General features: G+C 61.7%; 9 protein-coding genes. 8 read left to right on the top strand and 1 reads right to left on the bottom strand.

Going from position 1 to position 12,046, the window contains the following annotated elements; all coding sequences use genetic code 11:
• Window positions 1-21: 21 nt before the first annotated feature.
• Window positions 22-249 (top strand): hypothetical protein, encoded by a 228-nt coding sequence (locus BV071_RS21440; RefSeq protein WP_035611647.1) that lies wholly within the window; start codon window positions 22-24, stop codon window positions 247-249.
• Window positions 246-548 carry a type II toxin-antitoxin system RelE/ParE family toxin gene (locus BV071_RS21435; RefSeq protein ID WP_035611645.1) on the top strand — a complete coding sequence of 101 codons (303 nt, stop codon included), beginning with the start codon at window positions 246-248 and terminating at the stop codon, window positions 546-548. The genes BV071_RS21440 and BV071_RS21435 overlap by 4 nt, the downstream gene beginning before the upstream one ends.
• An 84-nt stretch (window positions 549-632) precedes the next feature.
• On the opposite strand, the gene ilvC is transcribed toward BV071_RS21435, so the two are convergent.
• Entirely contained in the window at window positions 633-1,682 is a 1,050-nt protein-coding gene (gene ilvC / locus BV071_RS21430; RefSeq protein WP_035611643.1) for a ketol-acid reductoisomerase, read from the bottom strand.
• 466 nt (window positions 1,683-2,148) lie between these two features.
• On the opposite strand from ilvC, the gene BV071_RS21425 reads away from it, so the two are divergent.
• The 6 genes from BV071_RS21425 (at window position 2,149) to BV071_RS21400 (ending at window position 11,984) form a co-directional block, all read left to right on the top strand.
• Entirely contained in the window at window positions 2,149-4,371 is a 2,223-nt protein-coding gene (locus BV071_RS21425) for a hypothetical protein (protein ID WP_265594722.1), read from the top strand.
• Between the two features lie 218 nt (window positions 4,372-4,589).
• Window positions 4,590-5,546: a thioredoxin family protein gene (locus BV071_RS33415; RefSeq protein ID WP_052573703.1), complete on the top strand. Its 957-nt coding sequence runs from the start codon at window positions 4,590-4,592 to the stop codon at window positions 5,544-5,546.
• A gap of 206 nt (window positions 5,547-5,752) precedes the next feature.
• Window positions 5,753-6,367 carry a TetR/AcrR family transcriptional regulator gene (locus BV071_RS21415; protein WP_035611639.1) on the top strand — a complete coding sequence of 205 codons (615 nt, stop codon included), beginning with the start codon at window positions 5,753-5,755 and terminating at the stop codon, window positions 6,365-6,367.
• A 288-nt stretch (window positions 6,368-6,655) separates the two neighbouring features.
• A complete protein-coding gene (locus BV071_RS21410) occupies window positions 6,656-7,411 on the top strand; it encodes a glucose 1-dehydrogenase (protein ID WP_035611637.1) in 756 nt (251 codons plus the stop codon).
• 83 nt (window positions 7,412-7,494) lie between these two features.
• Window positions 7,495-8,712 carry an efflux RND transporter periplasmic adaptor subunit gene (locus BV071_RS21405; RefSeq protein WP_052573702.1) on the top strand — a complete coding sequence of 406 codons (1,218 nt, stop codon included), beginning with the start codon at window positions 7,495-7,497 and terminating at the stop codon, window positions 8,710-8,712.
• 107 nt (window positions 8,713-8,819) lie between these two features.
• The gene (locus tag BV071_RS21400; RefSeq protein ID WP_035611635.1) at window positions 8,820-11,984 is read left to right on the top strand and encodes an efflux RND transporter permease subunit; all 3,165 of its coding nucleotides are present in this window, start codon (window positions 8,820-8,822) and stop codon (window positions 11,982-11,984) included.
• The last annotated feature ends 62 nt before the right edge of the window (window positions 11,985-12,046 follow it).

The raw sequence follows: 12,046 nt of genomic DNA, 5'->3' as shown, positions 1-12,046 counted from the left end.
TGCGGCGGGTAGGATTCCCACATGGCCGTCTCGGCAAAAGTCGCCCGCATCCTAGGAGAGGTGGAAACCTTGAACGCCGCCGAGCGCGAGGAACTGATGCGCGTGCTCGACGACGTCGAGATCGCGGGCCACCCGGCATGGTCCGCGGAACTCCGGAACCGCGCCCGTGAGATTGATGAAGGCACGGTGACCATGGTCTCCGCCTCCGAGTTCTCCCGGCAACTGGATGAAGAATTGGCCTCTTCATGACCTACAGCCTTCACCCGGAAGCCGCACAGGAAACCCGGGAAGCCATCGCTTGGTCCAAGCGGGAGGACCGAGTTCTCGCGCTGCGCTTCCGGCGGGAAATCGATGCCGCCTTGCAAAAGATCTGCTCGAATCCCCTGCTTTACCGCTGCTTCGACGGTGAATTCCGCCGCTGCCGGACTGCCGGTTTTCCCTATGCGCTTGTCTTCCGGATTCGCGCTGAGCTTGAGGTCATCGCCGTGATGCACCAACACCGCGAACCGGGCTATTGGAAGGATCGCGACCCTTCGCGGCCGACTTGATCGGTGCCAACGAAAAAGGCCCGGTTCCGCAGGGAAACCGGGCCTTTTGGAAAGCAAACCGGGCCTTCTCAGCCCGGTCTGAAATTACTTGGACGAGGAGACGTAGCTCGCTTGGGTCGCACCCTTCTTGAGCTTCTTCTGCTTGATCCAGCTCATGGTCGAGCGGAGCTTCTCACCGGTCTTCTCGATCTGGTGAGCGGCCTCGGCCTTGCGGATCGCGTTGAACTTCTTGTAGCCGCCGGTGGTGGCTTCAGCGATCCACTCCTTGGCGAACTTGCCGGATTCGATCTCCTTGAGTTGCTTCTTCATCCGCTTCTTCACGCCAGCGTCGATGATCTTCGGGCCAACGGAGACGTCGCCCCACTCGGCGGTCTCGGAGATCGAGAAGCGCATGCCGGCGATACCGGCTTCGTTCATCAGGTCGACGATCAGCTTCAGCTCGTGGAGGCACTCGAAGTAGGCCATTTCCGGCTGGTAACCGGCTTCCACCAGCGTTTCGAAGCCGGCCTTCACGAGGGCGGAAGCGCCGCCGCAAAGGACGCACTGCTCGCCGAAGAGGTCGGTCACGGTTTCTTCGCGGAAGTTGGTTTCAAAGACACCGGCACGGGTGCAACCCACGCCACGCGCCCAGGCGAGCGCGATGTCCTTGGCCTTGCCGTCGGAATCGTTGTGCACGGCGATCAGGCCGGGAACACCCTTGCCATCGACGAACTGGCTGCGAACCGTGTGGCCCGGGCCCTTCGGCGCGACCATGATCACGTTCACATCCTTCGGAGCTTCGATGGTCTTGAAGTGGACCGCGAAGCCGTGGGAGAAGAGCAGAGTCTTGCCCTTGGTCAGGTTGGCGGCGATGTCCTTCTTGTAGACCGAGGCGATCTTGGTGTCTGGCACCGCGACGAAAATCACATCGGCAGCCTTCACCGCTTCCGCGGTGTCCATAACCTGGAAGCCGAGCTTCTTGGCGACTTCACGGGACTTCGACTTCGGGTAGAGGCCGATAACGACCTTCAGGCCGCTGTCCTTGAGGTTGAGGGCGTGGGCGTGGCCCTGGGAACCGAAGCCGATCACGGCCAGGGTCTTCTTTTTGAGCGGCGCGAGCGACGCGTCCTTGTTCGTGTAGATCTTCGCGGCCATGGCGATGATTGGTTGTCTGCTGTGGTGTTTGCCGGAGCCTCCTGGCCGCGGCGGGCGGACAAGCTGGACGCTTGATAACGAAGGGTCAAGCGCACGATTTGGCCAAGACGCATCCCGAAGCCCGGAGCCAATCGGCGATTCACGGTGGAAACCCTCCCTTTTCGTGGCCGGATGCTGTCACAAAATCAATGCAACTTTATGCAACATTGATCTTGCCACTGCGGTAGCGATTGGTGAGCTTCGGGACGCAGGGTCGTGAATTCGAACCCATGTCCCACTCCCGGGACGCCCGCCCCTGCCCTCTCCGCGCGTGGAATTGCCGTCCCGTGCGGCCGCCCCGAACCCTACCCACAGAACCCAAGAAACCGACGTGAACCCCGTCCAACATCCTCGCAAAATCCAAGCGGCCCGGCGCATTCCCGGGACTTCGCCCTTGGCCCGGCTGTGCACATTGATGCTCGCCTCCGTGGCCACACTCGCACAGCCGCTTGGCGCGGCGATGCTGAAGCTCGACTTCATCAAGGTCAGCGAGGGCTACACCAGCGGCTGGGTGCCGTTGGGAGCCGTCAACCTGGGTGACAGCTCACCGAGCGTGACCAATGCCGGCGGCACAGGCTACAACTTCAGCTTCACCCACGTCGGTTCCTACGACAACCAGAACTCCGCCCAGTCGCTGACGCGCACCGGCTTCTACAATATCAACCGGCTCGGGCAGAATCACGACTTCACGCTCTCCGGCTTGCTGCCCGGGCAAACCGTGAAGCTCTATGCCTGCGCGGCCTGGGACGGCAACGGAGCGGGCGGATATGTGCTCTTCGGCGACAATGCGCCTACGGGAGTGCAGGCCCAAACCATTGGCAATCCGGGCACGGCTCCGGCCTTGGAGAATTTGACCTACATCGGCATGGCGACCGCGGATGGCACCGGCACAGTCACTGGCGCGCTGCACGGGCGAAATGGCGTTGGCACCGACTCGGAAGGCCAAGTGGGGGCATTTTTGTTTCTACCCACGCAGACCATCACCGCCAGCGCGGGTGCGCATGGCTCGATCAGTCCAGCTGGTCCCACCGGCGTCACCGCCGGGGAGAACAAGGCCTTCACCATCACCGCAGATAGCGGCTATCATGTGAGCGACGTGCTGGTGGATGGGGCCTCCGTGGGTGCGGTCGGCATCTACAACTTCAACGCCGTCAATGCAGACCACACGATCAGCGCCAGCTTCGCGCCGAACACGGTCCTCTATACGATCAACGCCAGCGCCGGAGCGAATGGCAGCATTACTCCCAGCGGTGCGGTGAGCGCGAACGTAGGCGTGAACCTGCCCTTCAGCATCCTGCCGGATCCAGGCTACAAGATTGCCAATGTCCTGGTGGACGGCGTCTCGGTGGGTCCGGTGAGCGACTACAGCTTCACCAGTGTCGCCGCCAATCACACCATCAGTGCGAGCTTCGCGGTCAAGACCTACACCATCGAGACGACGGTGGGAGCGCACGGCAGCGTCAGTCCCACGGGCACGACTACCGTGAACCACGGTGATTTGGCGGACTTCACCATCACGCCGGACGAGGGCTACTACGTGGCGGAGGTGCTGGTGGACGGCGTCTCGGTTGGCGCGAACAACTTCTACACCTTCGCCGATGTGGTGGCGAATCACACGCTGCAAGTGAGCTTCGATAACCGCACGCGGCTCTACTTGGACTTCACCATCAACGAGAACACGCCCACCGAGGGCTGGACCAAGGTGGCTGCGAACTACGTGGCGCAAACAGCGCTCGCCACGGCCACCAACATCAACGGCCTGGGCTACAACTTCAGTTTCAGCAACGTGGGTGCCTACGACAACAACCAGTTCACCGAGCCACTGACCCGCTCCGGCTTCTTCACCTTCCAGAATCTGACCAACCCTCATGACTTCACGCTCACCGGCCTGAATGCGGGCCAGACGGTGAAGCTCTACGCCACCGCAACCTGGGACGGCAACGCGGCGGGCGGCTACATCCTCTACGGGGACAATGTCCCGAATGGCGTGAAGGCACAGACCGTGGGCACTCCGGGCCTGCACCCGGTGGTGGCGAACATGACGCTGATCGGCACCGCCGTTTCGGACAGCACCGGCACGGTGAGTGGCAGCCTGCATGGCCGCAATGGCGTCAACAACGGCGTGGAAGGACAGGTCGGCGGCTTCCTCTTCATTCTTGAAGCCGGTGGCACGCCAGCGGCCAATCCCTTCGCCAACTGGGCCAGCTCACCGCCGAACAACCTGACGGGTGCGGATGCCCAGCCCGGATCCGATCCGGATTTCGACGGCGTGAGCAACCTGCTGGAGTTCGCGCTGAATGGCAGCCCGATCAGTGGCACCTCGATGGGGCGCTCCAACTCCGGCCTCAACACCGTGGCGGCGCAGCCGGGAGTGCTGACCTACACGATTGCCGCGCGCGGAGCCGCGAGCTTTGCGGCGGATGGCAACCGGATGAAGTCCGCCCCGGTAGACGGAATCACGTACACGGTGGAGGCCTCGACCGCGCTTGGGACTTGGGGAGACACGGCTGTGACGGAAGTGACGGGCGCGGATGCCACGACGATCCAGTCCGGGCTGCCGGCACCGGATGCGGGATGGGTCTACAAGACCTTCCGCACACCGGGCGTGGCCACCAATGCCAAGGCGTTCATCCGGGTGAAGGTGGACTGAGAGCCACCATCAGCCTGGGGATTTATTTCGCTCCGTCACCTTTGGGTGGCGGAGCGTTTTTGTTTTTCTGCGTTTTCTTCAGAGCTGGAATCCCAACAACGCCAAGGATACCGCCGAATCGCTCGGAATGTATTCGGGACAGAGTAAACCCGGCCTGCTTGGATGACGTGTCCCGGCACGGTTCCTTCTAGCAGCCGCTCCGTTCATCCATCCAAATCATGAAATTCCAGTTCTCCTTCCTCGCGGCGGCAGCCGTGGCACTAGTCAGCACGGCCGCCGCGGCCGACAGTGCATGGACCAGCGACTTTGAGGCCGCGCGCAAGCAGGCGGCGGCGGAGCACAAGGATCTGCTGATCGACTTCACCGGTTCCGACTGGTGCGTCTGGTGCATCAAGCTGCGCAAGGAGGTCTTCGAACAAGCGCCATTCGAGGCGGGCGTGAAGGACAAGTTCGTGTTGGTCGAACTGGACTACCCGAAGGACAAGACCCGGGTCACGGAAGCCGTGGCAGCGCAGAATGCGGTACTTCTGAAGCGCTATCCGATCAAGGGCTATCCGACGGTCCTCTTGTGCGATCCGGAAGGAAAGCCCTTTGCGGCGACAGGCTATCAGCCAGGCGGCCCGGAGAAATACCTGAGCCAGCTCGATGAGCTGTTAGGGAAAAAGGCGGCGCGGGACAAGGCCTTGGCCGCAGCCGGAGAGAAGCAAGGGGCGGAGAAGGCGCAGGCACTGATCGCAGCGCTGGAAGGCCTCGGGCTGGATGAGGCGATGCTGACGGCGAACTACGCGGACACCGCGGCGGCGATCAAGCAGGCGGATCCGGAGGATACCACGGGCTACGCCAAGAAGGAGAAGTCGGAAAAGGCGTTCGCGGACTTCATGGCGAAGCTGGGGGAAGCACGCGGCAAGGGTGATCTGGATGCGGCGATGAAGGTGGTGGAGGAAACCCTGGCAGCAGGAGTGCTGCAGGGGGAATACCGGCAGCAAGTGTATGGTCACCAGGCGGGCACCTTGGCTTCGTCCGGAAAGAAGGACGAGGCGATCGAAGTGCTGAAGAAGGCGGTGGCTGAGTCGCCGGATGGTCCGCGAACCAAGGAGCTGGCGGAATTCATTACGATTTTGGAGAGAGAGAAGGCGGGGTTACCTCCGGTGAAGAAGGAGGAAGCGGGGAAGTAAGTTCTGAGCGATTGCCGATCCTGGTCTTCTATCACAGGAGACGGATCTGCTGAGTGACCAAACCCAAGCCGGCGCTGGCGCCGTCTTGGGTTTTCTCGTTTCACCCTTTCGGCTCTCAATATTCGCAAAGAGGCTGGGAGGGCCTTCACCTCTTTTCTGAAAATTTCCTCTTGTAGTTGACCAAACGGTCAACTATCTATTCCGGCGTGGGACGCAAAAGTGACGCCAAGCAACGACTGCTCGATGCTGCTCTCGATCTGATCTGGGAGAACAGCTACGGGGTCGTGACGATTGACGCGATTTGCGAGAAGGCCGGCGTGAAGAAGGGTAGCTTCTACTACTTCTTCGAATCGAAGGCCGAGCTGGCGGTGGCCGCCTTGGAAGAGGAGTGGCAGGCGGAAATGAAGCCGAAGTTCGACACGATCTTCTCCGCCTCGAATCCGCCGCTGGAGCGCATCCGGCTGATGTTCAAGTCTTCCCACGATTGCCAGCAGGAGATGCTGGAGCAGCAGGGCAAGGTCCTCGGATGCCCTTGTGCCTCAATGGGCTCCGAAGTCTGCACGCAGAATGAGCCGATTCGCGACAAGGTGAAAGAAACCCAGTGCCGGATCGTCCGCTATCTGGAATCCGCGATCCGCGACGGGCAAGCCGACGGCTCGATCCCCGGGGGCGATCCGGTGATCAAGGCGAAGTCCCTCTACGCTCTTCACGAAGGCAGCATGACCCAAGCCCGGATCCAAAACGACTTGGAGCCCCTGCGGATCCTCCCTGATGCGGCGATGGACATGCTCGGCGTGGCTCATACCGCCAAGGCGACCTGAGGCGCCTTTTTTTGATCTCATTGTTTACCATCTAGTCAACTACAACCTCCTCAGTTTCAGACGTGAACACGCAGCCCAACTCCCCTGTCACAGCGACCGCGGGCCTCCTAAAAGTCCTACGCCGGATTTCGTCACCACGGCAGATTCTTTCGTTGCTGCGAAGGATGACGCCAGGCGGGGGGCCCGCCTACCACTGGTCCGGCACCATGTAAGTTAGTCCGCATTTTTTTGGTCCAAAACTTTACTATTCAGTCAACTACACTCCCAAACCTCCTAATCAAAACTACCATGAGCACGCAGAAACTCGCAGGAAAGGTCGCCGTCGTCACCGGAGCTTCCAAGGGCATCGGAGCATCGATCGCAAAGCACCTGGCAGCCGAAGGGGCTGCCGTGGTGGTCAACTATTCATCCAGCAAAGCCGGTGCCGACAAGGTTGTGGCGGAGATCACCGGTTCGGGCGGCAAGGCCGTGGCGGTTCAGGCAGATCTCTCAAAGCCGGAAGAAGTGACCAAGCTCTTCACCGAGACGAAGAAAGCCTATGGCAAGGTCGACGTCCTGGTGAATAACGCCGGTATCTATGAGATGCGGCCTCTGGAACAGGTGGATGCCGACCATTTCCACCGCCAGTTCGATCTCAATGTCCTCGGACTGATTCTTGCCTCCAAGGAAGCTCTTCCGCTGTTTCCCTCGGAAGGTGGCAGCGTGATCAATATCAGTTCCGTGGTCTCGACCGCCCGCTTTCCCGGAAGCGTGGCCTATAGCGCTACCAAAGGTGCCGTGGACGCTGTCACCCGAGTCCTTTCCGCCGAACTCGGTTCGCGGAAAATCCGCGTCAACACGATCAACCCCGGCATGGTCGAAACCGAAGGATTCCACACCGCTGGCATCGGCGGCAGCGAGATGCAGACCGCTGTCGAAGCCCAGACACCGCTGGGTAGAATCGGACAGCCTCAAGATATTGCCGGGGCGGCTGTCTTTCTGGCCTCCAGCGATTCGTCGTGGATCACAGGAGAGACCTTTGTGATCTCGGGCGGCATGCGTTGAGGCTGCCCCTTGGATCCGGGGGCTTCCACCGAGGAAGCCCCCCTCTTTTGAGCTAAATCTTTACCATTCAGTCAACTACCTCCATGAACGCGCCAGACGAAGATCAACCACAGTTGCCCGAGGCACCGGAAACTTCCACCTCGCGCTTCCACACCCGCCTCTTGCTGATGCTGTTTGGCATCGGAGTCGCGGTGACGGGCTTCCACTACGTGCCCAAGGCCTTGGCGGCTGAAGCCCCGGCCGGTCCGGCGGGCCCGATGCCGCTGCCCCAAGTGACGGTGGCCGAGGTCGAACAGCAGACGGTGACCGATCATCGCGAACTCCTTGGCCGGGTGGACGCCCGGGAAACGGTCGAGGTCCGGCCAAGGGTTTCGGGACACATCGATGAGGTCCGCCTGCAAGCCGGCCAAATCGTCGAGAAGGGCGACGTGCTCTTCCAGATCGACCCGCGCTGGTATCAGGCGCAAGCCGACCTGTCCGCCGCAGCGGTCGAGCGAGCCAAGGTGCGCGTGAACATTGCCGAGAGCGAGGCGCGCCGCACCTCGAGCCTGGTCTCCGCCAAGGCGGTCTCGATCGAGGAATCGGAGACGCGCAACTCGCGCCTCGCCGAAGCCCGCACCGAGCTGCAATCCGCAGAAGCCGCGCTGGAGACCGCGAAGCTCGACCTTGAGCACACCGTGGTGCGCTCGCCGATCCGCGGCAAGGTGAGCCGCGCGCTGGTCACTGCGGGCAATCTCGTCTCCGGCAATCCTGGCGGTGCAACCCTGCTGACCACCGTGGTCTCCACCGGCGACGTGTATGTCTACGCGGATGCCGATGAGAACACCGCGATCACCTTCGACCGCTTGCGTCGCGAAGGCCACCTGGCGGTGCAGGATGGCAAGATCCGCGTGGAGATGCAGGTGGGCGATGAAGACGGCTTCCCGCACCAAGGCTACATCGAGTCCACCGACAACCGGGTGGACGCGGCGACCGGCACCTTGGTGTATCGGATGGTCTTCGCGAATCCGGATGAGGCGTTGGTGCCCGGGCTCTTCGCACGGGTGAGGCTGCCGGTGAGTTCTCCCGCCCCGACCCTGATGGTCAGCGAGCGCGCGATCGGCACCAACCAGAGCCAGAAGTTCGTGCTGACCGTGGCACCGGACAACACCGTGAGCTACCGCAGCGTGAAGCTGGGTCCCGTACTGAATGGCAAGCGGGTGATCCGCGAAGGCATTCACAGCGGGGACCGGGTGATCGTGAACGGACTGCAACGGGTGACCGCCGGGATGATCGTGGATCCTGCAGTGGCCGTGAACTGAGCCGCACGGCTACTAGACCTACCGTAATTTAACCCGGGCCGGAGCCTTTGCTCCGGCCTGCAGGGGCAGTTTGCGCCCTTGCTTGAAGTGACTTGCCAGTCCCTCCTATGAATTTCTCCGACTTCTTCATTAAACGCCCGATTTTCGCGGGCGTGCTATCGATCGTTATTTTCCTCATCGGCGCCATCTCGCTGTGGCGTCTGCCGGTCAGCGAGTATCCCGAAGTCATCCCGCCCACGGTGGTGGTGCGGGCCGTCTACCCCGGTGCGAACCCGAAGACGATTGCCGAGACGGTGTCCACACCTCTCGAGCAAGCGATCAACGGCGTGGAGAACTCGATCTACATGTTCTCCCAGGCGACCAGCGACGGGGTAATGACCCTGACGGTCACCTTCAAGCTGGGCACCGACCCGGACATGGCGCAGGTGCAGGTGCAGAACCGGGTGTCGCAAGCCCTTCCAAAGCTGCCGGAGGAAGTCCGGCGCGCCGGGGTGACCACGATCAAGAGCTCGCCGGACCTGACGATGGTGGTCCACCTGCTCTCGCCGGACGGCCGTTACGACGACATCTTCGTGCGCAACTACGCGACCCTGCAGGTGCGTGATGTGCTGACCCGCTTGCCCGGCGTGGGCCAGGTGCAGCTCTTCGGCTCGGGCGACTATGCAATGCGGATCTGGTTGGATCCGAACAAGGTGGCAGCCCGCGGCATGACCGCAGGCGATGTGGTCAATGCGATACGAGAGCAAAACGTCCAGGTGGCCGCGGGGGCGATAGGACAGCAACCGAATCCCCAGGCGACGGATACCGAACTGCTGATCAATACCAAGGGGCGTCTGGTAACGGAGGAAGAGTTCGGCGAAATCGTACTGAAGATCGGCGCACACGGTGAACGCACGCTCTTGCGCGATGTGGCGCGGATCGAACTCGGCGCTTCCGAATACGCGTTGCGCTCGTTGCTGAGCAACAAGACCGCAGTGGCGATCCCGATCTTCCAGTTGCCCGGCTCGAACTCGATCGCGCTGTCGAACTCGGTGCGCGAGAAGATGGAAGAGCTGAAGAAGGACTTCCCGGACGGCCTGGACTACAAGATCGCCTACGACCCGACGGTCTTCGTGCGGCACTCGATCAGTGCTGTGGTCCACACTTTGCTGGAGGCGATCGCGCTGGTGGTGCTGGTGGTGATCTTGTTCCTCCAGACTTGGCGAGCCTCGATCATTCCGCTCGCGGCGGTGCCGGTGTCGCTGGTGGGCACCTTCGCGGTGATGAGCATGCTCGGCTTCTCGATCAACGCGCTCTCGCTCTTCGGCCTGGTGCTGGCAATCGGCATCGTGGTGGACGATGCGATCGTGGTGGTGGAGAACGTGGAGCGGAACATTGCGCTGGGCCACTCACCCTTTGAGGCAACCAAGATCGCGATGCGAGAGGTGACCGGACCAATTGTGGCTACGGCGCTGGTGCTATCCGCGGTGTTCATTCCCACGGCCTTCATCAGCGGCTTGAGCGGGCAGTTCTACAAGCAGTTTGCGATCACCATCGCGATCTCGACGGTGATCTCCGCCTTCAACTCGCTCACCCTCTCCCCTGCCCTGAGCGCTCTGCTGCTGAAGGATCACCACGCACCCAAGGACGGCCTCACCAAGGTGATGGACAAGGCCTTCGGCTGGATCTTCCGGCCCTTCAACCGCTTCTTCGAGTGGTCTTCCAACAAATACGCCAATGGTGTGAAGCGCGTGGTGCGCAAGGGCGCGATTGCCCTGCTGCTCTACGGCGGCCTGGTGGCGCTGACGCTGAGCATCTTCAAGAAGGTGCCCTCGGGCTTCGTTCCAGAACAGGACAAGCAATACCTCGTGGCCTTCGCACAGCTGCCGGAAGGCGCCTCGCTGGAGCGCACGGATGAAGTGGTGCGCAAGATGGGCGAGATCATGCTCAAGCATCCCGGCGTGGCGGACTCCATCGCCTTCCCCGGTCTCTCGATCAATGGCTTCACCAACAGCCCGAACGCGGGCATTGCCTTTGTGGGCCTGAAGTCCTTCGAAGAACGCGAAGGCAAGCATATGTCCGGCAAGGAAGTCGCGGCACAATTGCAGGCGGAATTCAACAAGATCCAGGGTGCCTTTGTGGCGATCTTCCCGCCGCCGCCGGTGAACGGCCTGGGCACCACGGGTGGCTTCAAGCTCTACCTGGAAGACCGTGCCGGCCTTGGCTACGATGAGCTCTTCAATGCGACACAGGCCCTGACCGCAAAAGCGAACCAGAACCCCGGACTGTCGCGGGTCTTCTCCGGCTTCACGGTGAACACACCGCAGCTTGAAGCGAACATCGACCGCGCGAAGGCGAAGCAGCAGGGCATTCCCCTGAGCAATATCTTCGAGGCGATGCAGGTGAACCTCGGTTCTCTGTATGTGAACGACTTCAACCGCTTCGGCCGGACCTACCAAGTGGTGGCGCAAGCCGACTCCGAATTCCGGACCGATGCCGATGACATCGCGAAGCTGAAGACCCGCAACGAGAAGGGGCAGATGGTGCCGCTGGGCTCCGTGCTGACGGTGAAGGAAACCTACGGCCCCGAGCGGGCGATGCGCTACAACGGCTATCCCGCGGCGGAGATCAATGGCGGTCCTGGTCCCGGCTTCAGCTCCGGCCAGGCCGAGGCGCTGATCGAACAATTGGCGAAGACCGAGCTGCCAAAGGGCGTGGCGATGGAGTGGACCGACCTGACCTATCAGCGGATCATCGCAGGGAATACCGGCCTGCTGATCTTCCCGCTAAGCATCCTGCTGGTGTTCTTGGTACTAGCCGCACAGTATGAGAGCTTCCGCCTGCCCTTCGCAGTGCTGCTGATCGTGCCGATGGCGCTACTCTCCGCGATGGTCGGGGTGTGGATGACGGACGGCGACAACAACATCTTCACCCAGATCGGCTTGATCGTGCTGATCGGCCTGGCGGCGAAGAACGCGATTCTGATCGTGGAGTTCGCGGTGAAGCTGCGGGAGGAAGGCAAGGGCATCATCGAGTCCGCGGTGGAAGCCGCACGCCTGCGCCTGCGCCCGATCCTGATGACCTCGATCGCCTTCATCGCGGGTGTGTATCCGCTGGTGGCGGCGAGCGGTGCCGGTGCCGAGATGCGCCACGCGATGGGTATCGCGGTGTTCTCCGGGATGATCGGGGTGACGATCTTCGGTCTCTTCCTGACACCGATCTTCTACGTGATCCTGCAGAAAATCGGCACAAAGCCACAAGCCCAGCCCGTGCCGGTCACGATTCACGAGTGAGCTTCGTCTTTTGGGAGAAAATCGCCCCGGAAACACCAAGACGATCTCCAACAACATCAACC

Origin of the sequence: Haloferula sp. BvORR071 (assembly GCF_000739615.1) — a bacterium.
Lineage (GTDB): Bacteria > Verrucomicrobiota > Verrucomicrobiia > Verrucomicrobiales > Akkermansiaceae > Haloferula.
Note: the sequence above shows the minus strand (reverse complement) of the source record. Positions and strands in the feature narration are given on the sequence as shown.